The 26788-nt window shown below is 60.6% G+C and carries 27 protein-coding genes; 10 read left to right on the top strand and 17 right to left on the bottom strand.

Annotated features, from left to right (window positions below; all coding sequences use genetic code 11):
• The first annotated feature begins 19 nt into the window (after positions 1 to 19).
• Entirely contained in the window at positions 20 to 1219 is a 1200-nt protein-coding gene (locus LIS66_RS05080) for a CaiB/BaiF CoA transferase family protein (RefSeq protein WP_227973753.1), read from the top strand.
• 222 nt (positions 1220 to 1441) lie between these two features.
• Here LIS66_RS05080 and LIS66_RS05075 read toward each other — a convergent pair whose 3' ends face one another.
• The 12 genes from LIS66_RS05075 to ffh all read right to left on the bottom strand — a co-directional run bounded on the left by LIS66_RS05075 (position 1442) and on the right by ffh (position 12562).
• Positions 1442 to 1723: a DUF3509 domain-containing protein gene (locus LIS66_RS05075; RefSeq protein WP_016771530.1), complete on the bottom strand. Its 282-nt coding sequence runs from the start codon at positions 1721 to 1723 to the stop codon at positions 1442 to 1444.
• Positions 1724 to 1886: 163 nt separating this feature from the next.
• Complete coding sequence (locus LIS66_RS05070; RefSeq protein WP_227973752.1) at positions 1887 to 2294, bottom strand: response regulator; 408 nt, start codon at positions 2292 to 2294, stop codon at positions 1887 to 1889.
• A gap of 117 nt (positions 2295 to 2411) precedes the next feature.
• Positions 2412 to 3785, bottom strand: a complete 1374-nt coding sequence (locus LIS66_RS05065) for a transporter substrate-binding domain-containing protein (protein WP_042606920.1) — start codon at positions 3783 to 3785, stop codon at positions 2412 to 2414.
• A gap of 120 nt (positions 3786 to 3905) precedes the next feature.
• On the bottom strand, positions 3906 to 5315 hold the full coding sequence (thrC, locus tag LIS66_RS05060) for a threonine synthase (protein ID WP_042606919.1): 1410 nt from the start codon (positions 5313 to 5315) through the stop codon (positions 3906 to 3908).
• Between the two features lie 105 nt (positions 5316 to 5420).
• Positions 5421 to 6725 (bottom strand): homoserine dehydrogenase, encoded by a 1305-nt coding sequence (locus LIS66_RS05055; protein WP_024011722.1) that lies wholly within the window; start codon positions 6723 to 6725, stop codon positions 5421 to 5423.
• A gap of 131 nt (positions 6726 to 6856) precedes the next feature.
• Complete coding sequence (dsbC, locus tag LIS66_RS05050; protein WP_227973751.1) at positions 6857 to 7588, bottom strand: bifunctional protein-disulfide isomerase/oxidoreductase DsbC; 732 nt, start codon at positions 7586 to 7588, stop codon at positions 6857 to 6859.
• A 258-nt stretch (positions 7589 to 7846) separates the two neighbouring features.
• Positions 7847 to 8743 carry a site-specific tyrosine recombinase XerD gene (gene xerD / locus LIS66_RS05045; RefSeq protein WP_042606917.1) on the bottom strand — a complete coding sequence of 299 codons (897 nt, stop codon included), beginning with the start codon at positions 8741 to 8743 and terminating at the stop codon, positions 7847 to 7849.
• A gap of 187 nt (positions 8744 to 8930) precedes the next feature.
• Positions 8931 to 9281 (bottom strand): 50S ribosomal protein L19, encoded by a 351-nt coding sequence (rplS, locus tag LIS66_RS05040; RefSeq protein WP_003175895.1) that lies wholly within the window; start codon positions 9279 to 9281, stop codon positions 8931 to 8933.
• Between the two features lie 45 nt (positions 9282 to 9326).
• A complete protein-coding gene (gene trmD / locus LIS66_RS05035) occupies positions 9327 to 10037 on the bottom strand; it encodes a tRNA (guanosine(37)-N1)-methyltransferase TrmD (RefSeq protein WP_231507574.1) in 711 nt (236 codons plus the stop codon).
• Positions 10038 to 10081: 44 nt separating this feature from the next.
• The gene (gene rimM, locus LIS66_RS05030) at positions 10082 to 10618 is read right to left on the bottom strand and encodes a ribosome maturation factor RimM (RefSeq protein WP_016771538.1); all 537 of its coding nucleotides are present in this window, start codon (positions 10616 to 10618) and stop codon (positions 10082 to 10084) included.
• A 5-nt stretch (positions 10619 to 10623) separates the two neighbouring features.
• A complete protein-coding gene (gene rpsP / locus LIS66_RS05025; protein ID WP_003185073.1) occupies positions 10624 to 10875 on the bottom strand; it encodes a 30S ribosomal protein S16 in 252 nt (83 codons plus the stop codon).
• 310 nt (positions 10876 to 11185) lie between these two features.
• Positions 11186 to 12562, bottom strand: a complete 1377-nt coding sequence (gene ffh / locus LIS66_RS05020; RefSeq protein WP_007967791.1) for a signal recognition particle protein — start codon at positions 12560 to 12562, stop codon at positions 11186 to 11188.
• A gap of 210 nt (positions 12563 to 12772) precedes the next feature.
• Here ffh and LIS66_RS05015 point away from each other — a divergent pair, with 210 nt between their 5' ends.
• The 3 genes from LIS66_RS05015 to LIS66_RS05005 all read left to right on the top strand — a co-directional run bounded on the left by LIS66_RS05015 (position 12773) and on the right by LIS66_RS05005 (position 16430).
• Complete coding sequence (locus LIS66_RS05015; protein WP_016771539.1) at positions 12773 to 13585, top strand: cytochrome C assembly family protein; 813 nt, start codon at positions 12773 to 12775, stop codon at positions 13583 to 13585.
• A 12-nt stretch (positions 13586 to 13597) separates the two neighbouring features.
• The gene (locus tag LIS66_RS05010) at positions 13598 to 14839 is read left to right on the top strand and encodes a transporter associated domain-containing protein (protein WP_042606916.1); all 1242 of its coding nucleotides are present in this window, start codon (positions 13598 to 13600) and stop codon (positions 14837 to 14839) included.
• 274 nt (positions 14840 to 15113) lie between these two features.
• Positions 15114 to 16430 (top strand): MFS transporter, encoded by a 1317-nt coding sequence (locus LIS66_RS05005; protein ID WP_227973750.1) that lies wholly within the window; start codon positions 15114 to 15116, stop codon positions 16428 to 16430.
• An 88-nt stretch (positions 16431 to 16518) separates the two neighbouring features.
• Here LIS66_RS05005 and purT read toward each other — a convergent pair whose 3' ends face one another.
• From purT to LIS66_RS04980, 5 genes are all read right to left on the bottom strand, one after another.
• Positions 16519 to 17700, bottom strand: coding sequence for a formate-dependent phosphoribosylglycinamide formyltransferase (purT, locus tag LIS66_RS05000; protein WP_227973749.1), 1182 nt, complete (start codon positions 17698 to 17700; stop codon positions 16519 to 16521).
• Between the two features lie 100 nt (positions 17701 to 17800).
• Positions 17801 to 18268, bottom strand: a complete 468-nt coding sequence (locus LIS66_RS04995) for a preQ0 transporter (RefSeq protein ID WP_227973748.1) — start codon at positions 18266 to 18268, stop codon at positions 17801 to 17803.
• A 133-nt stretch (positions 18269 to 18401) separates the two neighbouring features.
• Positions 18402 to 18617: a DUF1289 domain-containing protein gene (locus tag LIS66_RS04990; RefSeq protein ID WP_227973747.1), complete on the bottom strand. Its 216-nt coding sequence runs from the start codon at positions 18615 to 18617 to the stop codon at positions 18402 to 18404.
• On the bottom strand, positions 18614 to 19138 hold the full coding sequence (locus tag LIS66_RS04985) for a gamma carbonic anhydrase family protein (RefSeq protein WP_042606912.1): 525 nt from the start codon (positions 19136 to 19138) through the stop codon (positions 18614 to 18616). Before LIS66_RS04985 ends, LIS66_RS04990 begins: the two co-directional genes overlap by 4 nt.
• Before the next feature lie 39 nt (positions 19139 to 19177).
• Complete coding sequence (locus LIS66_RS04980) at positions 19178 to 19777, bottom strand: CoA pyrophosphatase (protein ID WP_042606911.1); 600 nt, start codon at positions 19775 to 19777, stop codon at positions 19178 to 19180.
• Positions 19778 to 19924: 147 nt separating this feature from the next.
• On the opposite strand from LIS66_RS04980, the gene LIS66_RS04975 reads away from it, so the two are divergent.
• The 6 genes from LIS66_RS04975 (at position 19925) to ptsP (ending at position 26765) form a co-directional block, all read left to right on the top strand.
• The gene (locus tag LIS66_RS04975; protein WP_042606910.1) at positions 19925 to 20479 is read left to right on the top strand and encodes an NUDIX hydrolase; all 555 of its coding nucleotides are present in this window, start codon (positions 19925 to 19927) and stop codon (positions 20477 to 20479) included.
• Positions 20480 to 20553: 74 nt separating this feature from the next.
• Positions 20554 to 21069, top strand: coding sequence for a L,D-transpeptidase family protein (locus LIS66_RS04970; protein WP_227973746.1), 516 nt, complete (start codon positions 20554 to 20556; stop codon positions 21067 to 21069).
• Positions 21070 to 21351: 282 nt separating this feature from the next.
• Positions 21352 to 22083 carry a GntR family transcriptional regulator gene (locus tag LIS66_RS04965; RefSeq protein ID WP_065615855.1) on the top strand — a complete coding sequence of 244 codons (732 nt, stop codon included), beginning with the start codon at positions 21352 to 21354 and terminating at the stop codon, positions 22081 to 22083.
• A 24-nt stretch (positions 22084 to 22107) separates the two neighbouring features.
• Positions 22108 to 23214, top strand: a complete 1107-nt coding sequence (nagA, locus tag LIS66_RS04960) for an N-acetylglucosamine-6-phosphate deacetylase (protein ID WP_065615854.1) — start codon at positions 22108 to 22110, stop codon at positions 23212 to 23214.
• Entirely contained in the window at positions 23195 to 24217 is a 1023-nt protein-coding gene (locus LIS66_RS04955; protein ID WP_227973745.1) for an SIS domain-containing protein, read from the top strand. Before nagA ends, LIS66_RS04955 begins: the two co-directional genes overlap by 20 nt.
• Positions 24218 to 24251: 34 nt before the next feature.
• Positions 24252 to 26765, top strand: a complete 2514-nt coding sequence (ptsP, locus tag LIS66_RS04950) for a phosphoenolpyruvate--protein phosphotransferase (protein WP_227973744.1) — start codon at positions 24252 to 24254, stop codon at positions 26763 to 26765.
• Positions 26766 to 26788: the final 23 nt, after the last annotated feature.

Below are 26788 nucleotides of genomic sequence, written 5' to 3'. Positions count from 1 at the left end.
TTGTCCTACAGGATTTCGCATGCCGTTCACCAGCAAACCGCTCTCGGGTCTGAAAGTCATTGAATTGGGTACGCTGATCGCCGGGCCGTTTGCCTCGCGCATCTGCGGCGAATTCGGCGCCGAAGTGATCAAGATCGAATCGCCGGACGGCGGCGATCCCCTGCGCAAATGGCGCAAGTTGTACGAAGGCACCTCCCTGTGGTGGTTCGTCCAGGCGCGCAACAAGAAGTCCCTGACCCTCAATCTGAAACACCCCGACGGCTTGGCGATCCTGAAACAGCTGCTTGGCGAAGCCGACATCCTCATCGAAAACTTCCGCCCCGGCGTGCTGGAAAAACTCGGCCTGAGCTGGGAAACCTTGCATGCGCTGAACCCGAAACTGGTGATGGTGCGCCTGTCCGGTTTTGGCCAGACCGGGCCAATGAAGGATCAGCCAGGCTTCGGCGCGGTTGGCGAATCCATGGGCGGCCTGCGGTACATCACCGGTTTCGAGGATCGGCCGCCGGTGCGCACCGGGATTTCCATCGGCGATTCAATTGCCGCGCTGTGGGGCGTGATTGGTGCGTTGATGGCTTTGCGTCATCGTGAGGTCAATGGCGGACTTGGCCAAGTGGTCGACGTCGCCCTGTATGAGGCGATTTTCGCGATGATGGAAAGCATGGTGCCGGAGTTCGACGTCTTCGGTTTCATCCGCGAGCGCAGCGGCAACATCATGCCGGGCATCACGCCCTCTTCGATCCACACCAGCGCCGACGGCAAGCATGTGCAGATCGGCGCCAATGGCGATGCAATCTTCAAACGGTTCATGCAGGTCATCGGGCGCGACGACCTGGCGAACGACCCGGCACTGGCCAGCAATGACGGCCGCGACAGTCGTCGCGACGAGTTGTATGGCGTGATTGATCGCTGGGTCAATTCCTTACCGCTGCAGACCGTTCTCGACTTGCTCAATCAGGCCGACGTACCGGTCAGCCGGATCTTCAGCGCCGAGGACATGTTCAACGATCCGCAATACCTGGCGCGGGAGATGTTCCTGCATGCCAAGCTGCCGGACGGCAAGGATTTCAAGATGCCCGGCATCGTGCCGAAACTCTCCGAAACGCCGGGTTCGTCGGAATGGGTCGGACCACAGCTTGGCGAACACACCGCGCAGGTGCTTGGCGAACTGGGCTACGACGCAGCGCAGATCGCCAGGTTGCGTGAAGACGGAGCCATTTAAGCACCGCTGAGCATTCTGGTTTTCGCGCAACCCAATGCGCCGTGAGCAAACGCCAGGCAAAAAGAAACCCCGAGAAGTGGGGAGACGACTCGGGGTTAAACGTGGTCTGCTTCGAGACCCGTAGCAGCAAGCGACAAGCACCGGAGCACAATGCTTGATCCTGCTGTTATGGGGTCTGACTGACAGGGATGCAGGAAGGTTCCCACAAAACATATTTCATCTTTACAGGGCCGGACGCTTGTCCAGTGCCGCATTGCGCAACGCCGCGATGACGCAGGGTTCCAGCCGTCCTTCGGCGATCATCACGTCGCGGTGCAGGCCGTCCACCACATCTGTCAGCAAGCGCTTGTCGCTCAACTGGGCCTGATTGAATTCGCGTTCCACCACAATGGCGCCGCTGCTGTTCTTCAGCGTCACCAGACATTCACCATGGCTGCCGCGAGGGGTCAGCGTCACCTGATACGGGCTCAGAGCCTCACCGAGCAATAGACTGATACTTTCCATCTCGATCTCCACTCAATAGTCCGAAAACACAGTGCCTGGGGCGTGTTCACATTAAATGACCACCGGCCCGAGAAGAAAGTTCTGCCTCTCACGCCCCAATCTCGTGGGGGCTGCGTCTGACAGAGCATGCACGGCGAAGATGACAGAAAAATAACCGTCCCCTTCAGGCCTCGATGAGTTCCGGCGGCGAGATCAGATAACTGTCCAGCAGGCCCCTCATCAACACTGCCGAGACCGGCGTTTGCAGACGCCCCAGCAGGCGCAGTCGTTGTTGGCGAAGCACCGGTTCCAGGTCAGTCAACAGGCTCTGCGCGACCGACCCCAGCAGAATCAGCGCCCGTGCCTCATGGTGCGCGGCCAGATGGTGGATCAGGGCCAGGCCATCCCCACCCCTGAGTTGCGGATCGCAAATGGCGATATCGACCGCACCGCGGTGTCCCAGGGAACATAAGGCTGACGCTAACGAGGGGGCGGTCAGGACGTCGTAGATGCCGATGGCATTGAGCATTTGATGCAATGCCATCAGCTGGAACGGATTGGGTTCAAGAATCAGGACTTTAAGCGAGCGCATGGGCGACCTCTGGAGCGATCATCGCGGACTCTCACCGCAGTTGTCGTCCACTCTAGGCCAGGCGTCTTAAGCCTCCCATCAGAAAAGTAGTCGCGTCTTGCAGGACATTTCCCTTCTTCAATGCAGACATCGGCAGCCGCTCTCAGTCCGGCGTTGAGTGATGTCGGTCCAGCCACCCAACAAGCCGCGCAATTTGCCGTCACCGCTGTAAAACGGCACCGTCCACTGATAGACCTCACGTGGGCCGCCATTGAATAGCAGCTCGCGCTTGCTGAAGCGCGACTTGCGAGTCTGCAGCTGCGCGATGAACTCATCGTGCAGCATCCGCGCGGTCGTTTCGGGAAACGCATCGACCTCGATCAACAACCGCCCCTGCATCTGGTCCAGGCGCACCGACAGCGCCTCTTCGTAACTGCGGTTGCAGATGATCAGACGCCCCTGGAGATCGCGCACGAACACCGGATCCGGCATGGAATCGATCAGGGCATGTTGAAACGCCAACTGATCACCCAACTCCTTCTCCGCCTCACAGCGCAACTTGATCACCGCCGCCAGACGCCTGTTCCACACCAGCGACAGTATCCCGAAAACACCGATCACCCCCATCGCCCAGCATCCCCATTCAACCAACTGCTGCCAGATCGATGGCACGGGCGCCGGTGAAATGCCTTCGAGCCACTTAAGCCGGATCGCTCGCAACTCAGCGGCCGGGAAAGCTTCCAGTGCCTTGTTGAGAATACTCAGCAGCTCGGGCATGCCTTTTCGTACAGCCAGGTGATCGGCTTCCCACTTGCCCTCCACCAAGCCACCGACTTTGAGCATGCCCAGCGGATAGAGCTGCGCGCCGATTTCGTTTTCGATCGTGGCGTAGGCTTCACCACTTTCAACCAGCGCCCGGGCTTCGGCGTAGGTTTTCACTGAGCGTATTTCAATCGAAGGGAAATCACGCCGAATCACATCTTCCAGTGCGTGCCGGGCAGGTAGCACCAACACGCGCCTCGCCAGTTGCTCGAAAGAGTCCACCACTGGCGCGTCCGCATGGCCGACAAAAACCCAGCCCGCACCACCGAAAGCGTGGCTGAAATCAAGGAACAGCTTGCGATCATCGCTCATGGCCAGGGTCGTACTGATGTCCGCAACCCCGCTTTGCAGGCGTTCGAGCATGTGGTCGGTGGAAAAGGATTCCTGATGCTCGAATTGCAGCCCGGTCATCGCGGTGACACGCTTGAGCACATCGTTGTTCAGACCGTTCCACTGCCCGTGCTCGTCCTGAAACAGATACAGCGGGTATTGCACTGATGCCACTGTCACCTTCGGGTTTTCGCGAATCCATTGACGTTCGCGTGCGTCCAGTTCGACAGGCTGCACATTGACGGGCGCATTCGCCTGATCAAGTACCATTTGCGCTGCCATGGCGCTGTGCATCCACCCCAGCACCGCCGACAAAAACAACCAGCCCAGTGCCGGTTTCAAACCTCTGTAAAACAGCATTGCCATTTCCTTCGTGATCGACTCACCCGTCCTTCGTGGGTGAAAACCCGAGCAGTGTGGCAGCAGAAACAAAAAAGCCCGTCAGGAGACGGGCTTCAAAATGTGACAGCTTTTTCAGGCTTAGAGTGGCTTGCCGCGGTTGCCATGCTGGCTGACAAAGGCTTGCACGGCTTTCAGGTCGTTCGGCAGAACCGTGCAGCGCTCGTTTCGCTCAAACAAATCAGAAAGATGTGCAGGTAGTTCGAGCGCTTTTCCTACACCCGCTTTCTCCACTGCCTCGGGAAACTTGACCGGATGGGCAGTGCCCAGAATCACCATCGGGATGTCCAGACTGCGACGGCACTCGCGCGCGGCTTTGACGCCGATGGCGGTGTGCGGATCGAGGACTTCACCGGTCTGCTCGTAGACTTCGGCGATGGTTTCACAGGTCTGGGCGTCATCCACCGCCAGCGAATCAAACAGTTTGCGCGCTTCGGTCCAGCGCTCTTGTTCGACGCTGAAGCTGCCGTCCTTTTTGAACGAGCCCATCAGGCCGGCAATCGCCGCACCATTGCGACCATGCAGGTCGAACAGCAGGCGTTCAAAGTTGGACGAAACCATGATGTCCATCGACGGCGACAAGGTCGCGTGCAGGGTTTCCTTGACGTACTGGTTGCCGCTCATGAAGCGGTGCAGGATGTCGTTGCGGTTGGTTGCGACGATCAACTGGTTGATCGGCAGGCCCATGTTGCGTGCCAGGTAACCGGCGAAGATGTCGCCGAAGTTGCCGGTGGGTACCGAGAACGACACCGAACGCGCCGGACCGCCCAACTGCAGGGCCGCATGGAAGTAGTAAACGATCTGGGCCATGATCCGCGCCCAGTTGATCGAGTTCACCGCCACCAGACGCGTGCCTTTGAGGAAGCTCTGGTCGGCGAAGCTGTTCTTGACCATTTCCTGGCAGTCATCGAAGTTGCCTTCGATGGCGATGTTGTGGATGTTCTCGCCGAAGATCGTCGTCATCTGCCGACGCTGCACCTCAGATACGCGCTGGTGCGGGTGCAGGATGAAGATGTCGACGTTCTCGCAGTGCTTACAGCCTTCGATGGCCGCCGAACCGGTATCACCGGAAGTGGCGCCGACGATCACCACGCGCTCGCCGCGCTTTTCCAGCACGTAATCGAGCAGACGCCCCAGCAGTTGCAGGGCGAAGTCCTTGAACGCCAGGGTCGGACCGTGGAACAGCTCCAGCACCCACTCGTTGCCGTTCAACTGACGCAGTGGCGCAACGGCACTGTGGGCGAACACACCGTAGGTTTCTTCGAGGATCTTCTTGAAATCGGCATCCGGGATACTGCCGGTTACGAACGGGCGCATCACCCGGAAGGCCAGTTCGTGATAGGGCAGACCGGCCCAGGAGGCGATCTCTTCCTGAGTGAAACGTGGCAGGTTTTCCGGGACGTACAGACCGCCATCGGTCGCAAGACCGGCCAGCAGGACGTCTTCGAAATTCAGGGCCGGTGCCTGGCCGCGGGTACTGATATATCGCATTTTTTCAAACCTTCGGTTTGAGCTGCAAGCTGCAAGCTGCAAGCTGCAAGTAAAAGCCAGACTGCTTCTCTCTTGCCGCTTGCCGCCCGAAGCTTGCCGCTGCTTTTAGTTCAAGTGTTCGACGCGGATCCGTACAACCGGGCCGTCGACGCCAGCCAGTGCTTCCAGCGCAGTGATCGCATCGTTGATACGTTGCTCGACCACGCGGTGGGTCAGCAGGATCATCGGCACAAGGCCGTCATGCTCTTCGACTTCCTTCTGCATGATCGATTCGATATTGATGCCGCGCTCCGACAGGATGCTCGCCACCTGAGCCAGTACGCCCGGGTGGTCCTTGGCGTGAATGCGCAGGTAGTAAGCGCTTTCGCATGCTTCGATCGGCAGGATCGGATGTGCCGACAGCGAGTCCGGCTGGAAGGCCAGGTGCGGCACGCGGTTTTCCGGGTCGGAAGTCATCGCGCGAACCACGTCGACCAGATCGGCGATCACCGACGAAGCGGTTGGCTCCATGCCAGCGCCGGCACCATAGAACAGCGTCGAACCGGCGGCGTCACCGTTGACCATCACTGCGTTCATCACCCCGTTGACGTTGGCGATCAGGCGATCGGCCGGGATCAGCGTCGGGTGTACGCGCAACTCGATGCCGGCGTCAGTGCTGCGCGCCACACCGAGGTGCTTGATGCGATAGCCCAGCGCTTCGGCATAGTTGACGTCGGCGGTGGTCAGTTTGGTGATGCCTTCGGTGTATGCCTTGTCGAATTGCAGCGGAATACCGAACGCAATCGACGCCAGAATGGTCAGCTTGTGCGCGGCATCGATGCCTTCGACGTCGAAGGTCGGGTCGGCTTCGGCATAACCCAGCGCCTGCGCTTCGGCCAGCACGTCTTCGAACGTACGGCCCTTCTCGCGCATTTCGGTGAGGATGAAGTTGCCGGTGCCATTGATGATCCCGGCGACCCAGTTGATACGGTTGGCGGACAGGCCTTCGCGGATCGCCTTGATCACCGGAATGCCACCGGCCACCGCGGCCTCGAACGCCACGATCACGCCTTTCTCGCGGGCCTTGGCGAAAATTTCATTACCGTGAACGGCAATCAGTGCCTTGTTCGCGGTGACCACATGCTTGCCATTCTCGATGGCCTTGAGTACCAGCTCGCGGGCAACGGTGTAGCCGCCCATCAGCTCTATGACGATGTCGATCTCAGGGTTCGTGGCCACTTCGAAGACATCGTTGGTAATCGCAATACCGGTCGTCTGGAACTGAGGCTTTGGCGTGCGCGTGGCAATTTGTGCCACTTCGATTCCACGCCCGGCACGACGAGCAATTTCCTCGGCGTTGCGCTGAAGTACGTTGAAGGTACCGCCACCGACGGTCCCTAACCCACAGATGCCTACTTTGACCGGATTCACTGTGAACTCCCCATGAAACGGCCGACGCAGGGTCGGCCGGAAAACAACCGCGTGCTCGCGGCTCTCTGTTGATGGCCCGGCGTTGTTGCTGCCGGACCACGATCGTCAACGGCTGCCCGTGACGATGCGAATTACTTCGCGCCCAGCGCCAGTTTGGCGACTTGTGGCGCAGGCTGGTAGCCCGGAATGACCTGGCCGTCAGCCAAAACGATGGCCGGTGTGCCGTTCACGCCGATCGACTGACCGAGGGCGAACTGCCTGGAAACCGGGTTATCGCACTTGGCGGCCTTGATTTCCTTGCCATCGACCATTTTGTCCATGGCAGCTTTCTTGTCTTTCGAACACCACACCGCTTGCAGCTGTTCGTCGCCCGGCGAATTCAGGCCCTGGCGCGGGAATGCCACGTAGCGCACTTCGATGCCGCGCTTGTTCAGCTCGGGCACTTCGGCGTGCAGTTTGTGGCAATACGGGCAGGTGGTGTCGGTGAACACGGTGATGTGCGATTTGGTCTCGCCCACCGCCGGGTAGACCACGGTTTCGGCGACCGGAATGGCATTGATCAGTTTGGAAATGCCCAGGCGTTCGGTCTTCTCGGTCAGGTTGACCGGTTTGCCGCTCTCCAACTGGTACAGGTTGCCCTGCACGATGTACTGGCCATCGGCGCTCGCGTAGAGCACGCGACTGCCTTTGAGTTTGACTTCGTACATGCCGGGCAACGGGCTGGCATTGATGCTTTCGACCGGAACCTCGAGTTCGAGTTTTTCCAGGCTTTGACGAATGGCTTTGTCGGCCGCGTCGTCGGCGACGGCAAAGGTGCTCACCAGCGCAATAGCGGCGGCGGCGAAAATCTGGGTCAGACGCATGAGTACTCCTGAGGGCGGGCCAATGAAACGATCAGAACGCCCGTGCGAAACACCGGGTCATAACCGTCCATCGTGCAAACCGGGAAAGCCTAACACATAAGGCCGCGAGGGCCGAATGCGCCTGTCGCCACACATTTGAACGTCACCGCAGAATCCTTGTAGGAGTGAGCCTGCTCGCGATAGCGGTAGTCCTGCCGACACGGCTTTGACTAACAGACCGCTATCGCGAGCAGGCTCACTCCTACAAGGGTTTGGTGTTCAGCCGCGGGGGTGGTGTTTGGCGTGCAAGTCCTGCAGGCGGGCGCGGGCGACGTGGGTATAAATCTGCGTGGTGGAAAGGTCGCTGTGGCCAAGCAGCATCTGCACCACGCGCAAGTCCGCGCCATGGTTGAGCAGGTGCGTGGCAAACGCGTGGCGCAAGGTATGCGGAGACAGCGACTTGTTGATCCCGGCGACCTTGGCCTGGTGCTTGATCCGGTGCCAGAACGTCTGCCGGGTCATCTGCTCGCCGCGCTGGCTGGGGAACAGCACATCGCTGGGGCGGCCACCGAGCAATTCCTGACGGCCATCACGCATATAACGCTCGACCCAGACAATCGCCTCCTCGCCCATCGGCACCAGCCGTTCCTTGCTGCCCTTGCCCATCACCCGCAATACGCCCTGGCGCAGGTTGACCTGCTCCAGCGTCAGGCTGATCAGTTCGGTCACGCGCAAACCACAGGCATACAACACTTCCAGCATCGCGCGGTCACGCTGGCCGATGGCGTCACTCAAATCCGGCGCCTTGAGCAGCGCGTCGACATCGGCTTCCGAAAGCGACTTGGGTAACGGCCTGCCCAGTTGTGGCATGTCGACGCGTAACGTCGGATCGACACTGATCAGCTTTTCCCGCAGCAGATAGCGATAAAAGCCACGCACCCCGGAGAGAAATCTGGCGGTCGAGCGCGGCTTGTAGTTCTGCTCCAGACGCCACGCCAGGTGATCGAGGATCAACTCTCGGCCGGCATTGATCAGCTCGAGATTCTTCTCCTGCAACCAGCCGTTGAACAGCGCGAGATCGCTGCGATAGGCGTCGCGGGTATTGTCGGAGAGGCCTTTTTCCAGCCATAAAGCGTCGAGGAATTGATCAATCAGCAGATGGTCGATGGCAGGCATGGGGGCTCGGGCAGGCTGCTTTTCGCGCGGCGTGCAAATAGTCAGTAAAGGGGCGCCAGTCTTTCATAGCCGGCCAGTTCAAGAAACAGGCAGCTTCATTAAACGAGGCGCGTGCAAGGCGTCCGGTAAATCGCAGGCAACAAAAAAGCAGCCCGTAGGCTGCTTTTTTCTGCATCGGAAGCTGGGCTTAAGCCAGTTTTTCCTTGATGCGGGCTGCTTTACCCGACAGGTCGCGCAGGTAGTACAGCTTGGCTTTACGTACGTCACCGCGACGTTTAACAGCCATGCTGTCGATCTGCGGGGAGTAGGTCTGGAAAGTACGTTCTACGCCAACACCGTTGGAGATTTTACGAACGGTGAACGCACTGTTCACGCCGCGGTTACGCTTGGCGATTACAACGCCTTCGAACGCTTGCAGACGGGAACGATCGCCTTCCTTCACTTTCACCTGAACGACAATAGTGTCGCCTGGGGCGAAGGTAGGGATTTCTTTGGTCATCTGCTCTGCTTCGAGTGCAAGGATGATTTTGTTGGTCATGCTGTGCTCCTAAGGTAAATCGTTCGATCTACCATCGATACGTTGTTAACTATCGTCCCGCTCGCGGATGTATTCCTCGAGCAGCTTCTTCTCTTCTCCAGAAAGCGAGCGGCTTTCCAGAAGATCGGCGCGTCGTTCATAGGTCCGACCAAGGGACTGCTGTAAACGCCAACGCCGGATATGCGCGTGATTGCCACTCAGCAACACGTCGGGAACACGCTGATCCGCATACACCTCCGGTCGGGTGTAGTGCGGGCAATCCAGCAGACCATCCGTAAAGGAATCTTCCTCAGCGGAATCCGCATGCCCTAAAGCTCCAGGCAGCAGTCGTGTAACCGCATCGATCAGGACCATGGCCGGCAGCTCGCCGCCAGACAGTACATAGTCGCCAATCGACCACTCTTCATCGACATGAGCCTCAATAAAGCGCTCGTCAATGCCTTCGTAGCGGCCGGCAATCAGGATCAATGCATCCGATTGTGCCAGCTCGCGTACCGCCGACTGAGTCAGTTGACGGCCTTGGGGGGACAGGTAAATCACCTTCGCCGCCTCCCCGGCTGCTGCCTTGGCCTGGGCCAGAGCATCTTCCAGGGGCTTGATCTTCATCACCATGCCCGGACCACCGCCAAACGGGCGATCGTCCACAGTGTGATGCCGATCCGTCGTGTAATCTCGCGGATTCCAACAGGTCAGCTGCAAGAGCCCCTGTTTGACCGCACGACTGGTGATGCCGTAATCGCCAATGGCGGAAAACATCTCGGGAAACAGACTGATCACTTCTACGCGCAAGTTAGCCACGTTCAGAAATCCGCGTCCCAATCCACCTTCATCTCGCCCGCTTCCAGGTCGACGGCCAACACGCATTGCTCCGTATAGGGCAACAGGCGTTCGCGATCATCCAGGCTGCCAGCGCAAGGCTTGACGACCATTACATCATTGGCGCCGGTTTCCAGAAGATGATCGATTTTCCCGAGCAATTGCCCAAGAGTGTCGATGACCTTCAGACCTTCCAACTGGTACCAGTAGTACTCGCCTTCGGTCAATTCAGCGAACAGGTTGCGCGGCACGCAGATCTCATAACCGGCCAGAAGACGAGCTTCTTCACGATCATCGAGACCCTTGAGCTTGGCGACCAGAAACTTGTCGCTCCCGCGTCCACTGACCAGCTCGACCTGTTTGACATTGCCTTCGCGCTTGAGCGTCCAGGTTTTGTACTGCAACAGGTTTTCAGTCGGATCAGTAAAGGAATAAACCTTCACTTCGCCGCGAACGCCATGAACAGAATAAATTTTGCCAATAACGATCAAATCATCGGCAGGGGCTGGCGTCGCGTTCATATTGCTCAGGCCGCAGCCTTGGCAGATTCCTTCAACAACTGAGCAACGCGCTCAGAAGGTTGTGCACCAACGCTCAGCCAGTAGGCAACGCGCTCTTGGTTCACGGACAGACGGATTTCCTGACCACGGGCAACAGGGTTGAAGAAACCAACCTGTTCTTTGTGGGAGCCGTCACGCGGGTTACGCGAGTCGGTTACGGTCAGGTGGTAAAACGGGCGCTTTTTGGAGCCGCCAAGGGCAAGACGGATTGTTAGCATGTGAACATCGTTCCTGTAGTCGGTGCTGCAAATCTAAATGCACAGCGGGCATGGGTGCCCGAAAGGCCGCATATTCTAAGGAATATCCGGACTTTTGCAAATGCCTTTTTCCGGCGCCCATGGCATGCCGTGCAGATTTGCATAGAGAGCCGTCGATGAAAACGGCCAGTCAGCTCCCGCCGAGTGCGGGTTTGCTGTTGATCCTGCTTCCTTGCAGGGTCTGCGCCGGTGCGACGACCGGCGCGGATCTTGTGCCCGCCTTACCCATTTCTCTCGCCATATATAAGAAGAATGGATCAGACAGAACGTCTTACATCTTCGGCATGCCGCCGCCGGGCAACATACCGCCCATGCCGCGCATCATTTTTGCCATACCGCCCTTGGCGGTGAATTTCTTCATCATCTTCTGCATCTGCTTGTGCTGCTTGATCAAGCGGCCGATGTCCTGCACCTGCGTGCCGGAACCCATGGCGATCCGACGCTTGCGCGAACCGCTGATCAGCTCAGGGTCGCGGCGCTCGGCCGGGGTCATGGAATTGATGATGGCTTCCATCTGCTTGAATTGCTTCTCTGCGGCGTTCTGGGCATTGCCCATTTGCGACAGGTTGACGCCGCCGATGCTCGGCAGTTTGTCCATGAGCCCGCCCAGGCCACCCATGTTCTTCATCTGTTGCAGCTGATCGCGGAAGTCTTCGAGGTCGAAGCCCTTGCCCTTCTTCAGCTTCTTGGCCAGTTTGTCGGCCTTGTCTTTATCGAGGGTCGCTTCAGCCTGTTCGATCAGGCTGAGCACGTCGCCCATGCCGAGGATCCGCGAGGCGATCCGCTCAGGATGGAACGGGTCGAGCGCCTCGCTCTTCTCGCCCATACCGATGAACTTGATCGGCTTGCCGGTGATGGCGCGCACCGACAGCGCGGCACCGCCACGGGCGTCGCCGTCGACCTTGGTCAGGATCACACCGGTCAGCGGCAGCGCATCGCCAAAGGCCTTGGCCGTGTTGGCGGCGTCCTGACCAGTCATGGCGTCGACCACGAACAGGGTTTCCACCGGGTTGATCGCGGCGTGCAACGCCTTGATCTCGCCCATCATCTCTTCATCGATGTGCAGACGACCGGCGGTGTCGACGATCACCACATCGATGAATTTCAGTTTTGCTTCTTTGATAGCCGCGTTGGCGATGTCGACCGGCTTCTGGCTCAGGTCGGACGGGAAGAACGTCACGCCGATGTCGTTGGCCAGGGTTTCCAGCTGCTTGATCGCGGCCGGACGGTAGATGTCCGCAGACACGACCATGACCGACTTCTTCTTGCGCTCTTTAAGGAAGCGCGCCAGCTTGCCGGCAGTGGTGGTTTTACCCGCGCCCTGCAGACCGGCCATCAGAATCACGGCAGGAGGAACAGCGCTCAGGTTCAGATCTTCGTTGGCCGCGCCCATCAGGCTTTCGAGTTCGGCCTGGACGATCTTCACGAACGCCTGGCCCGGCGTCAGGCTGCGCGACACCTCGGTGCCGACAGCGCGCTCCTTGACCGAATTGACGAAGTCCTTGACCACCGGCAATGCGACGTCAGCTTCGAGCAACGCCATGCGCACTTCACGCAGGGTGTCTTTGATATTGTCCTCGGTCAGCTTCGCCTTGCCGGTAACATGGCGCAGCGTCTGCGAGAGACGGTCGGTTAAGTTTTCAAACATTGCGCGATCCTTTCAGGCCCTGTACAGACCGGGATAATGGCGGCCCAGACCGGAATCAACATGTGCTCGGCGAGCCTGCGGCGTGGGCAGGTCGCGGATTATAGCGAAGACTGCGGCCGGCGGACACCTCGCCGTCAGCTTGCGGAGTCTTTCGTGCCGTGGCGGTTCTATGCCAAACTCAGCGCCTTTCGGGCTCGCCTAACAGGATTTATGCTCCCCTTGTCACCCAGTTTGCTGACCACCCTCGCCGCCGCCCTGCTCTATGCCGCTGCGACCGTCTATCAAAGTACCCGCCTGGCCACCGGCGCCAAGGCGAACAAGCGCCTGCTGGTCAGCCTCGGCGTGTTCGCCGTGCTCGCCCACGGCGCCAGCCTGCTCACTCATCTGTTGACCCCGATCGGCCTGGGCCTGGACTTTTTCAGCGCCTCGAGCCTGATTGCCGCCGCGGTGATTGCCCTGACCCTGCTCGCCTGTTCGCGGATCCCGGTGGAAAACCTGCTGGTGCTGCTGTTCCCGCTGGGCGCGATCACGGTATTGCTGGCGCAGTTCGCGCCGACCGGCACGGTGCAGATCATCGATGAAGAGCCGGGCATCCTCGCCCACATTCTATTGTCCATCCTCGCCTACGGCATGTTCACCATCGCGGTGTTCCAGGCGTTGCTGCTGCTGGTGCAGGACCATCAGCTCAAGCACAAGCACCCGTCCGGGCTGATCAAGAACTTCCCGCCGCTGCAAACCATGGAGAGCCTGCTGTTCGGTTTTCTCTGGGCCGGCTGGACGCTGCTGTCGCTGTCGCTGATCTCCGGCTGGCTGTTCGTCGAGAACCTGTTTGCCCAGCATCTGGTGCACAAGACCCTGCTGGCCTGCCTGGCGTGGATCGTCTTCAGCGTGCTGCTGTGGGGCCGCAACCGTCTGGGCTGGCGTGGCCACAAGGCGATTCGCTGGACCCTCGCCGGTTTCTGCCTGCTGATGCTGGCGTACTTCGGCAGCAAACTGGTTCGTGAATACATTCTGCACATCTGACGGGCGGCATAAATGGACGGTTTGCCCATAGGGCCGATGCTCGCGGTATTTGTCCTGCTGATTTTATGGTCGGGGCTGTTTACCGCCGTCGAAATCGCGCAGCAGTACCTGCTTGCGCAACGTGTCGCCTCGCGCGCCAGCGATAAACCGCTGGCCAGGCTGAGCTTCCCGCTCGACAGCCTGATCCTCTGCAACACCCTGTGCCGCGCCCTTGCGGTGATCATCGCGACGCTGCTGGCGATCTTCCTCTGTGAAGAAAACGGCCCGTGGGCGGCCTGCCTTGGCGCCGGCGCCATCCTGCTGGTGTTCGCCGATTATTTCCCGCGCGCCGTAGCCCGGCGCTATCCCGACGCCGTATTGGCGTTCGGCAACGCTCTGCTGGCCGTGCCGATGAAAATCGTCTACCCGTTCGCCTGGCTGCTCAGCCGTCTCAGCGTTTTGCTGACGACTCCGTTCACGCGAACGGCTCAGGTGGTGCAGCAGAGCGAAGATGATTTGCCGGCCGATCCTGACGACGCCCCAGAGCACCCGGTTCGCGCCCACCCGGTCGCGGGCATTCACGCGCTGGACAACATTACGGTCAACGACATCCTGGTGCCGCGCAGTGATGTCGACGGCATCAATCTCGACGATTCGATCGAAGAGATCATCGAGCAACTGCGCAACAACACACGCACGCGCCTGCCGGTGTTTCACAGCGACATCAATCAGGTCGAAGCGGTGCTCAACACCCGGCAGATCGGCCATTTGCTGAGCAATGGCGAACTGACCCGCGAAGCGCTGCTGGCCGCCAGTTACGAGCCCTACTTCGTCCCGGAAAGCACGCCGTTGCAACTGCAATTGCTCAATTTTCACAAGCAGCAGCGCCGCCTGGGCATGGTCGTCGACGAGTATGGCGAAGTTCTGGGCATCGTCACCCTCGAGGACATTCTCGAAGAGATCGTCGGCGAATTCGAAAGCGAACACAGCCTCGACAACCCGCATATCCATCCACAAGCCGACGGGCGCATGCTGATCGATGGCGCCGCGTCGCTCCGCGATGTGAACAAGTGCCTGGGCTGGCATCTGCCAAGCGACGGGCCGAAGACGCTCAATGGCCTGGTCACCGAAGCGCTGGAAACCATTCCGGAAAGCGCGGTGTGCCTGAAGATCGGGCGTTATCGACTGGAAATCCTCGAGACCGAGGAGAACCGGGTGAGCAAGGTGCTGATCTGGCACACCTCTTCTGCTCCTGCTTTGGTGCCCGCCAGATAAAAATCAAAAGATCAAAAGATCGCAACCTTCGGCAGCTCCTACCCTGCGATCTTTTGCGCTTGTTTGATCGTTAGCCCCCTTCCTATAATCGAGGCGCTTACCCAAGCGCCGTCGATCCCTGTGCCTACCCGGCACTACCCGGATCCTGACTGTTTCCGCTGCAAACCGACGACTGTTCCTACTCGAAACAGCGCTCGCGCCCTACCCCACATCCCTGGGTGTTCGACCATAATAATTCGCTCCACTGGAGCTCATGACTGTCAGGGATCACCGCATGACGACCCATACCGCTTACCGCGAAACCGCGCCTGCCCAGCCGACCAATTCCGCCACCCGCGTGGCCACGGCAAGCTTTATCGGCACCGCTATCGAGTTCTACGACTTCTACGTCTACGCCACTGCTGCGGCGCTGGTAATCGGGCCGGTGTTCTTTCCGCAGACCTCCGGCACGGCGCAGATGCTTTCAGCGTTTCTCACTTTTGGTATCGCCTTTCTCGCCCGACCACTGGGTTCGGCACTGTTTGGCCACTTCGGCGACCGCATCGGTCGTAAATCCACGCTGGTTGCCTCGCTGCTGTTGATGGGGGTTTGCACAACCTTGATTGGCGTCTTGCCGGGCTACGACAGCATCGGTGCCTGGGCGCCGATTCTGTTGTGTGTGCTGCGCTTCGGTCAGGGTCTGGGCCTTGGCGGGGAATGGGGCGGTGCGGCGCTGCTGGCCACGGAAAACGCGCCGAAGGGCAAACGGGCCTGGTTCGGCATGTTCCCGCAGCTCGGGCCATCGATTGGTTTTCTGGCGGCCAACGGCCTGTTCCTGACCTTGGCCATGACCCTGGATGACGAGCAATTCCGCAGTTGGGGCTGGCGCATTCCGTTTCTGCTCAGCGCGGCGCTGGTGATGGTCGGCCTGTACGTGCGCCTCAAGCTGCATGAAACGCCAGTGTTTGCCAATGCCATCGCCCGTCAGGAGCGGGTGAAGGTGCCGCTGGTCGAGTTGTTCAGCCAGTACTGGGCGCCAACCCTGCTCGGTGCGGCAGCGATGGTGGTCTGCTATGCGCTGTTTTATATCTCGACGGTGTTTTCGCTCAGCTACGGCGTATCCACGCTGGGTTATAGCCGCGAGACGTTTCTTGGCTTGTTGTGCTTCGCCGTGTTGTTCATGGCGGCGGCTACGCCATTGTCGGCCTGGGCCAGCGACCGTTACGGGCGCAAACCGGTACTGATCATTGGTGGCGTACTGGCGGTTCTTTCCGGTTTTCTGATGGAGCCGTTGCTGACTCAGGGTTCGACCTGGGGCGTGGCGCTGTTTCTGTGCATCGAGCTGTTCTTGATGGGCGTGACGTTTGCGCCGATGGGCGCGCTGTTGCCTGAACTGTTCCCGACCCACGTGCGTTATACCGGCGCTTCGGCGGCGTACAACCTGGGCGGCATCGTCGGGGCCTCGGCGGCGCCGTTCTTTGCGCAGAAACTGGTGGCGATGGGTGGATTGAGCTATGTCGGCGGGTATGTATCGGCGGCAGCGGTGTTGAGTCTGATTGCGGTGCTGTGCTTGAAGGAGACGCGCGGCAACGACCTGAATCGTGTCGCTTGATAGATAGCTATCGCGAGCAGGCTCACTCCTACAGGGGAACGCATTTCAAATTGTAGGAGTGAGCCTGCTCGCGATCGGCGCGACTCGCTTACAGCTCTACAACAACAGCCTTGGAAGCACGGGTCGCTTTTGCACGCGCCGCCTCGATCGATTCATCCCGCGCCAGCGCCACGCCCATGCGGCGCTGGCCGTTCACTTCCGGCTTGCCGAACAAGCGCAGCGCCGTGTCTGGCTCGCTCAGTGCAGCGCCGAGGTTAGCGAATGCAGTCTGGGTCGACTGGCCTTCCACCAGAATCACCGCCGACGCCGACGGGCCGAACTGACGGATCAGCGGCACCGGCAGGCCGAGAATGGCGCGGGCGTGCAGAGCGAATTGCGACAGGTCCTGGGAAATCAGCGTCACCAGACCGGTGTCATGCGGACGTGGCGAGACTTCGCTGAACCACACCTGGTCGCCCTTGATGAACAGCTCGACGCCGAACAGACCACGGCCACCCAGCGCTTCAGTCACTGCTTTGGCAACGCGCTCGGACTCAGCCAGGGCAATCGGGCTCATCGCTTGTGGCTGCCAGGATTCCTGATAGTCACCTTTCTCCTGACGGTGACCGACCGGCGCGCAGAACGTAGTGCCGCCGATGTGGCGCACGGTCAGCAGGGTGATTTCGTAATCGAAATCGATGAAGCCTTCGATGATCACCCGTCCTTTGCCGGCGCGACCGCCCTCTTGCGCGTAATCCCAGGCTTTCTGCACGTCCTCGGCGCTGCGCAGCAGGCTCTGGCCCTTGCCCGACGAACTCATTACCGGCTTGACCACGCAAGGGAAACCCAGATCCTGAACGGCTTTGCTGTAGTCCTCGAAGGTGTCGGCAAAGTGGTACGGCGAGGTCGGCAGGTCCAGCTCTTCGGCGGCCAGACGACGGATGCCTTCACGGTTCATGGTCAGTTGCGCCGCACGCGCGGTTGGAATGACGGTGAAGCCTTCGGTTTCCAGCTCGACCAGCGTGGCGGTGGCAATGGCCTCGATTTCCGGCACGATGAAATGCGGCTTCTCCGCTTCGATCACTGCACGCAGGGCGGCGCCGTCGAGCATGTTGATCACGTGGCTGCGATGGGCGACTTGCATGGCCGGCGCGTTGGCGTAGCGGTCGACGGCAATCACTTCAACGCCCAGGCGCTGCAGTTCGATTACCACTTCCTTGCCCAACTCACCACAGCCACACAGCAATACGCGGGTCGCGGTTGGCGACAATGGAGTTCCGATACGGGTCATCTCAGGTCCTCAAAGGAAGCGGATCATCGAGGAAAGCCACGCAAGTGCACTTTCCATGGGGAGAAAGCGCGGCATTTTACATGAACCCGACGGTTTGGCTTCAGCTGGCGACAGCCTGTTTGCGATCACGCCAGACCATGATCAGCCAGACGGCAGTGACGCCGGCGAACTTCGAAGCCAGCGCAGTGATGATCACTGGTGGCGTCAGGGCGTCGATCATGCCGAAAAAGATGAAGGTATCCAGCGGAATGCTCAGCGCCGAGCTGATCCACAAGCGGTCGCGCAACGGCCGCTTGGTGATGCTGAACACCAGCCAGTCGATGCACTCGGAGACCGCAAACGCCGTGGCGCTGGCCAGTGCGATGGAAGGGTCGGAGGTAATGTAGGAAAGCACCAGCGCCGCCAGCATCGCCATGATCGCACCATGACCGAAGCGCGTTTGCACCATGTCGCGCAGTACGAACACCAGCCCGCCCCAGGCCGACCAGATGATGTCCAAGTGCGGCGCGGTGGAAAAGGCGAAGTTGATCAGCACGACGCTGCTGATGTAGGCGATGAGGAAAATCATGGAGGCGACCTGGCAGATTGGCGCACAGATTACTTCAGCCAAAGTAGAATCAAAAGATCGCAGCCTTCGGCAGCTCCTACAGGGAAAACGCATTTCAAATGTAGGAGCTGCCGAAGGCTGCGATCTTTTGATCTTAATGCCCAGTTGTCTTACCAATCATCCACACCAATCCACTCGCCTTCGCCCGCTCATGACACAACCCCAGCACCACCCGTCGCTCGTCGTTGGTCATACGGCCCCAGCGGGTGATCTCCGCGACCGTACGCTGGCAGCCGGTACAGATATCGTCGTCATCCAGCGCGCAAATATTCACGCATGGCGAGGCAACAGGTCGTTCGATACTGGTCATTCTTCCTGCTCAACCAGATCGCGGGCGTACCGCTGCGAGTTATGCACATAGTGCGCGGCGCTGGCTTCGAGCATCTTTTTCTGCGGCTCGGTGAGTTCGCGCACAACCTTGCCCGGTGAGCCCATCACCAGCGAACCGTCAGGAATTTCCTTGCCTTCGCCGATCAGCGAATTGGCGCCGATGATGCAGTTCTTGCCGATCTTCGCGCCATTGAGAATCACCGCGTTGATACCGATCAGGCTGTAATCGCCGACCGTGCAGCCGTGGAGCATGGCGTTGTGGCCGATGGTCACGCCAGTGCCGATGGTCAGCGGATAACCCATATCGGTGTGCATCACCGTGCCGTCCTGCACATTGCTGTTCTTGCCGATGAGGATCAGTTCGTTGTCGCCGCGCAACACGGCGTTGAACCAGACGTTGGCGCCCTCTTCCAGGCGGACCTTGCCGACGAGCACGGCATTGGGCGCGACCCAGCTCTGCGGATGGGTTTCGACACGGGCGTCGCCCAGGCGATATTTCATCTTGTTTTCCTCGGGGCTCACGGCCGCTCGAACGACGGCTCAGGTATCGATAAAACTTTTCGGCGGTTGGTGCAGGCTGATTTTGGCGTCATAGAGCAGGTTGATCAACTCGACGATCATGATCGCCGTCAGGCCCCAGATCTTGTACTCGCCGAAGCGATAGCTCGGCACATACCAACTGCGGCCCTGATAGTCGATGCGATGGGTGTGCTCGCGGGGATCTTTGCGGAAGAATTCCAAGGGCACGCTGAAGACGGCGGCGATTTCGGCATCGTTGGGTTGGTATTCGACAAAGTCGGGAATCACCCCGACATACGGCGTTACCTTGATACCGTGCAGGGAAATCAGCGGACTCAGCGGGCCGATGACTTCGACCAGCCCCGGCGGCAGTCCGATTTCTTCTTCGGCTTCACGCAGCGCGGTGAAGATCAGGTCCGGGTCTTCCGGGTCGCGGCGTCCACCAGGAAAGGCGACTTCGCCGCCGTGGGTCGAAAGCCCGCTGGCGCGCAGGGTCAGGACCAGTTCCGGTTCGTCACTGCGGGTGATCGGCACCAGCACGGCGGCCTCGGGGAAACGTGCGTCGGTCTCCAGCGTGCGCGGTGTGTGGTTGCTTACCCTATGCAGTAGCTCGTCCAGCATGAGTGTTCTCGATCGGTGCCTTGCTCCGCATCATGCACCAATCAAAGCGAGCGCCCAAGCCCCCGAAACCCGTCGTGTCGCGAAACGACAACTTGCCGACCGGCCCCGCTGCACGCCAAGATAGGCGCAGCATTCAGGAACCCGAGCATGAAATTTTGCAGCCACTGCGGTAACCCGGTCACCCAGCGCATTCCCGAAGGCGACTCGCGGCTGCGATTTGTCTGCGACAGCTGTCAGACCATTCACTACCAGAATCCCAATATCGTCGCCGGTTGCGTGCCGACCTGGGGCACGCAAGTGTTGCTCTGCCGCCGCGCCATCGAGCCGCGTCTCGGATACTGGACGCTGCCGGCCGGCTTCATGGAAAACGGCGAGACCATCGAACAGGCGGCCATCCGCGAGACCGCCGAGGAAGCCTGCGCCCGGGTGCGTAACCTGAGCATCTACACGTTGATCGACGTGCCGCACATCAGTCAGGTGCACGTGTTCTTCCGCGCCGAACTGGCCGACCTGGAATTCGCCGCCGGCCCCGAAAGCCTTGAAGTGCAGTTGTTCGATGAAGCCGACATCCCGTGGGACGAGCTGGCTTTCCGCACGGTCGGGCGTACCTTAGAATGCTTCTTCGCTGATCGGCGCGTCGAGAACTACCCGGTGCGTTCGGAATCGATCCCGCCACTGGTGCAGCCGGTCATTGTTGGCTAGAAGATCAAAAGATCGCAGCCTTCGGCAGCTCCTACCTAAAACCTGATTGCGTCACTCCCTGGGGAATCGTTTCAATGCGCTGGTTGCTTGCCCTGTTCTGCCTGTCGTTCGTCAGCGTTTCGCAAGCGTCATTCGTGACCACCGTGACGCCATCGAATACCCCGCTGATCGAAAAAGTCCTGGTACTCAAATCGGCCCACCAACTACAGCTGATCGCCGACGGCAAGCCGCTGAAGACCTATCGCATTTCCCTGGGCAAGGGGGCGAAGAAAGGGCCGAAACTGATCGAGGGCGACAAACGCACACCCGAAGGTTTCTATTGGATCGACTGGCGCAAGACCAGCGAGAAATTCAACCTGTCGATGCACATTTCCTACCCGAACATCAGCGACGCCGCCCGCGCACGCCGTGAAGGTGTCGAGCCCGGCGGGATGATCATGATCCACGGCACCCCGGACTCGGAAGACAACCCGGAGCAGCTGTTCCACACCCTCGACTGGACCGATGGCTGCATCGCCATGCGCAACGTCGACATGCGTGAAGTGTGGACCCTGGTGCCGGACGGCACCATGATCGAGATTCGCCCGTAACCTCGACCGCTGGTCACCCGTAAAAAAATAAATCAAAAGATCGCAGCCTTCGGCAGCTCCTACAGGGGTGATACCACTCCGAATTGCAGGAGCTGCCGCAGGCTGCGATCTTTTGCTTTTTATCGCCTATCGTTAATACCACTTGATACCACCGCCCCTGAACACCGCCATTTCACTAGGTTAGAGGCCATTTACCTGCGTTGACATGGTATTCAAGTGGTATTAGTTTCCGCCCCACAAGCGAGCCACAACAATCCTATACTCGCGACGGAAACGACCTACATGAACGACCTCCAATCCCTACGTCCCGACGACGCCCAGCCGACGCCGCTGTACTTGCAGCTGGCGCGCAATCTGGAAGCGGCGATTCATGCCGGGCAGTGGAAGGCCGAACAGGCAATGCCGTCCGAACGCAACCTCAGCGACCAGCTCGGCATCTCCCGGGTCACCGCGCGCAAGGCATTGGAAGTCTTGCTCGATCAAGGTCTGATCCGCCGCCTGCAAGGCTCTGGCACATTCATCACCCCACGTCTGGAACAACCGCTGTCGCGGCTTTCCGGCTTCAGCGAAATGCTGCGTTTGAAAGGCTTCGTACCCAGCTCGAAGTGGCTGGAGCGGGAAATCACTCTGCCGACCCACGAAGAACTGATCCGCCTCGGCCTGTCGCCCAACGACAAAGTCGCGCGGATGAAGCGCTTGCGCAAAGCCGATGACACGGTCATGGCGATTGAAATGAGTACCCTGCCCGCGTCGATCATGCCCAAACCGCAAGCGGTGGGTGATTCGCTCTACGAATACCTCGACGGCATCGGCAAACCGATCGTCCGCGCCCTCCAGCACATCCAGGCGATCAACGCCTCTGACGAGTTCGCCGCCCTGGTCGGCATCGCCCCCGGCACCGCCATGCTGCTGATGACTCGGGTCGGCTATCTGGAAGACAACACGCCGATCGAAGTCACCGACACCTATTGCCGCAACGATTACTACGACTTTGTTGCAGAGCTGCGCCGCTGAGCGCGGCCCCAAGCGAGAACGAAAATGTCCGAAGACAACATCCTCACCGCCAGCGGCTGGGTTCGCGGCCGGCTGATCCACGAACACGGCAAGGTCGTGTCGATCGACGGCGTGCCCTGCGATCCGGCCGATAACGATCTGCCTTATCTGCTGCCGGGCTTCATCGACCTGCACGTTCACGGCGGCGGCGGCAAAGACATCATGGAAGGCGCCGATGCCTTCGAAACCATCAGCAAAACCCACGTGCGTTTTGGCACCACCTCGTTGCTGGCCACCACCATGACTGCGCCGAGCGCCGAGATCTCCAGCGTCCTCAAAGCGGTAGGAGAGTTCTGCGAACAGCGTCCGAAAGGCGCCGCGCGAGTGCTTGGCGTGCACCTTGAAGGCCCGTACATCAACCCGGGAAAACTCGGCGCCCAACCCAATTTCGCCCATACCGCGTTGATCGCCGAAGTCGAAGAATATCTGGCGCTGGCGCCGATCCGCGTGATTACGATCGCCCCGGAAATCGCCGGCCACGATGCATTGATTCGTGAACTGAGCAGCCGTGGCATCCGCATGCAGATCGGCCACACCCTCGGCAGCTACGAGGAAGGCGTCGCCGCGCTGGCTGCCGGTGCGACCAGCTTCACTCACCTGTACAACGCCATGAGCCCGCTGCATCACCGCGAGCCGGGCATCGTCGGCGCGGCACTCGCCCATGCGCAGTACGCCGAGCTGATCCCCGATCTGCTGCACGTGCACCCCGGCGCCATTCGCGTGGCCCTGCGCTCGATCCCGTGCCTGTATTGCGTGACCGATTCCACCGCCGCCGCCGGTATGCCCGACGGTGAATACAAGCTCGGCAGCCACACCGTGACCAAATGCCTGGGCGGCGTGCGCCTGCCCGACGGCACGCTGGCCGGCAGCACCCTGACCATGGATCAGGCTCTGCGCAATCTGGTGAAGATCGGCTTGCCGATCGCCGAGGCCTCGCAACGTCTGTCGCAATTTCCCGCCGACTACCTCGGCATTACCGAACGCGGGCGCCTGGCCCCGGGTGCCTGGGCCGACTGCGTGCGGCTCGATCGCTCACTCACACTGACCGCCGTCATGGTCGAAGGAGAAGACATTGACTTCAAAAATGCTTGAAGAGGCGCTGTCCTCGTTCGAGGCCGTGCAAGCCCAACTGCAACAGCTCGACGCGCCGATGATCGAAATCGCCGGGCGCCTGCGCCGGCAGCCGCCGCAAGTGGCGATGACCGTCGCTCGTGGCAGCTCCGACCACGCGGCGAGCTACTTCGCCTACCTGACCATGCAGCAACTGGGCGTGCCCGTGGCCTCATTGCCGATGTCCGTAGTGACCATGCAGCAAGCGCCATTGAAAGTCAGCGGTCAGGTCGCGTTCGCGTTTTCGCAGTCGGGGCAGAGCCCGGATCTGGTCAACAGCCTGCGCCTGTTGCGCAAGCGTGGCGCGCTAAGTGTGTCGATGGTCAATGCCGCCGATTCGCCACTGGAAGCAGCCTGTGAATTCAGCCTGCCGCTGCTTGCCGGGACTGAAAGCAGCGTCGCCGCGACCAAGAGTTTTATCGCCACCCTTAGCGCCAGCGCCCGCTTGATCGCGCACTGGAAAGAAGACAGCGAATTGCTCGAGGCCGGCAACGCCCTGCCTGAAGGTTTGCGCGAAGCCGCAAAACAGGACTGGAGCGTCGCCATCGAAACGCTGCGCGATTGTCAGCGCCTGATGGTGATCGGCCGTGGCGCGGGTTTCGCCATCGCCCAGGAAGCGGCGCTGAAATTCAAGGAAACCTCGGCGATTCAGGCCGAAGCGTTCAGCAGCGCCGAAGTCCGTCACGGGCCGATGGCGCTGATCGACGAACACTATCCACTGCTGGTCTTTGCCCCACGCGGCGCCGAGCAGGCTGGCCTGCTGAGCCTCGCGGCAGAAATGCGTCAACGCGGCGCCCGGGTATTGCTCGCCGCCCCGGATGACGTCAGCGAACGCGACCTGACCCTGACCCGCGCCGAGCACCCGGTCCTCGACCCGATTCTGGCGATCCAGAGTTTCTACGTGATGGCCGCAGGCCTGGCCGTGGCACGGGGCATGGACCCGGATCAGCCGCGCCATTTGAGCAAAGTGACCCGCACGCATTAAGTCCGACTGACTGCACACCTGATGAGACCCAGCCATGCCCGACAACAATAAAGAGCTGACCCTCAGCGCCCCGCTCAGCGGCCCCGTGCTGACGCTCGCCAACGTCCCGGACGCGGTGTTCGCCAGCGGCGCGATGGGCGACGGCATCGCCATCGACCCGCTAAACGACACGCTGTATTCGCCCTGCGCTGGCGTGGTCATCCACGTCGCGCGCAGCAGCCACGCAGTGACCGTGCGCGCTGACAACGGCGCGGAAATCCTCCTGCACCTGGGCCTCGACACCGTTGAGCTGAACGGCGAGGGTTTCGCCATGCTGGTCAAGGAAAGCGATCGCGTCAGCCTCGGTCAACCGCTGTTGCGCTATGACCTGGACAAAGTCGGCCAGCAGTGCAAAAGCCTGGTCAGCCTGTTGATCCTGACCAACAGCGCGGATTTTCAGGTGCGACCGATCAACGTCAAAACGGTGAAGGTCGGCGAGCCACTGCTGCACATCATCGCGCGCCAAGCAGTGGCGGCGAATGCCGATACAAGCGGCGGCCCCGAGGCTCGGGGCAAGGTGCGGGTCGCTCATCGCGGCGGCCTGCACGCGCGCCCCGCTGCACTGATCCGGCAAACCGCCCAGGGTTTCAACAGCCAGGCACAGCTGCACTTCAACGGCAAATCAGCGCCGTGCAACAGCCTGATCGGCTTGATGGGGCTGGCGATTGGTGAACAGGATGAAGTGCAGGTCAGTTGTCAGGGGCCGGACGCCGATGCCGCATTGCAAGCGCTGCTCAGCGCATTGGCCACGGCGCTGCCGGACGATCATCACGCGCAAGCGCCGGTCAGCACTGCGGCGCTGAAACGCCCGGCCGAGGCTGGCGTGTTGCACGGCGTCTGCGCGGCGCCGGGGCTGGTCGCCGGGCCGTTGTTTCGCTTGAACGCAATCACGTTGCCGGCGGATATGGGCAACCACGATCCGGTGCAACAGCAACAGACTCTCGAAACGGCGTTGAACGCGGTGCGCAGCGAAATCGCCGCTACTCTCGCCCAAGCGAAAAAGCACAGCAACGCCGACGAAGAAGCGATCTTCGCCGCGCACATGGCGCTGCTCGAAGATCCGGCCCTGCTCGACGCCGCGCAGCAATTCATCGCGCAAGGCACCGCGGCGACGCACGCCTGGAGTCAGTCGATCGACGCCCAGTGCGCCATGCTCCAAGGCACCGGCAGTCCGCTGCTGGCCGAGCGTGCCAACGATTTGCGCGACCTCAGGCAGCGCGTCCTGCGCGCCCTGCTTGGCGAGGCCTGGCAATACCAGGTGCCGGCCGGCGCCATCGTCGCGGCGCAGGAACTGACGCCGTCGGATCTGTTGCAACTCAGCGCGCAAGGTGTCGCCGGGTTGTGCATGGCCGAGGGCGGCGCCACCTCGCACGTCGCGATCCTGGCGCGCGGCAAAGGCCTGCCGTGCATCGTCGCTTTGGGTGCGCAATTGCTCGATCAACCGCAAGATCAGGCCGTGGTACTCGACGCCGACGGCGGTCGTCTCGAATTGACGCCAAACGCCGAGCGCCTGAGCGAAGTGCAACAGGCGCAAATCCAGCGCCAGCAGCGTCGCGAAAGCCAACAAGCCAAAGCCCATTTGCCCGCTGAAACCCGCAATGGCGTACACATCGAAGTGGTCGCCAATGTCGCCTCCAGCAGCGAAGCCGCAGACGCTTTTGCCAACGGTGCCGATGGCGTCGGCCTGTTGCGCACCGAGTTTCTCTTCGTCGATCGCCAGACGGCACCGGACGTCGAAGAACAGCGCAGCGCCTATCAAGCGGTCATCGATGCCATGGGCAACAAGTCGGTGATCATCCGCACCATCGACGTCGGTGGCGACAAGCAACTCGACTATCTGCCACTGCCCGCCGAAGCCAATCCGGTGCTCGGTCTGCGCGGCATTCGTCTGGCCCAGGCGCGCCCGGAAATTCTCGATCAGCAACTGCGCGCGCTGCTGCAGGTCAAGCCGTTGCAACGTTGCCGGATTCTGTTGCCGATGGTCACCGAAGTTGACGAACTGCTGCAGATTCGCCAGCGCGTCGACGCCTTGTGTCTTGAGCTGGGCATTGCCGAGCGCCCGGAGATCGGCGTGATGATCGAAGTCCCCGCCGCCGCGCTGCAGGCCGAACAACTGGCCGAACACGCCGACTTCCTCTCGATCGGCACCAACGATCTGTCGCAATACACCCTGGCCATGGACCGCGATCACGCCGGCCTCGCGGCGCGGGTCGACGCCCTGCATCCGGCGCTGCTGCGCCTGATCGCCATGACCTGCGAAGGCGCGGCGGTGCACAAGCGCTGGGTCGGCGTCTGCGGCGCCCTCGCCTCCGACCCGCTGGCGACGCCGGTGCTGATCGGCCTGGGCGTCACCGAGCTGTCGGTGAGCGCGGTGCAGATCGGTGAGATCAAGGACCGCGTCCGCCAGGTGCACGAAGCCGAGTGCCAGCGCCTGAGCCGCGATCTGCTCAAGCTCTCCAGCGCCGCCGCCGTTCGCCACGCCTGTCATCAACATTGGCCACTGCGCTAACAAAAACAACAAGGACATACGCC

It is taken from the genome of Pseudomonas sp. HN2, from assembly GCF_020736465.1.
Taxonomy (GTDB): domain Bacteria; phylum Pseudomonadota; class Gammaproteobacteria; order Pseudomonadales; family Pseudomonadaceae; genus Aquipseudomonas; species Aquipseudomonas moraviensis_A.
This window is presented reverse-complemented; position numbering and strand designations above follow the sequence as displayed.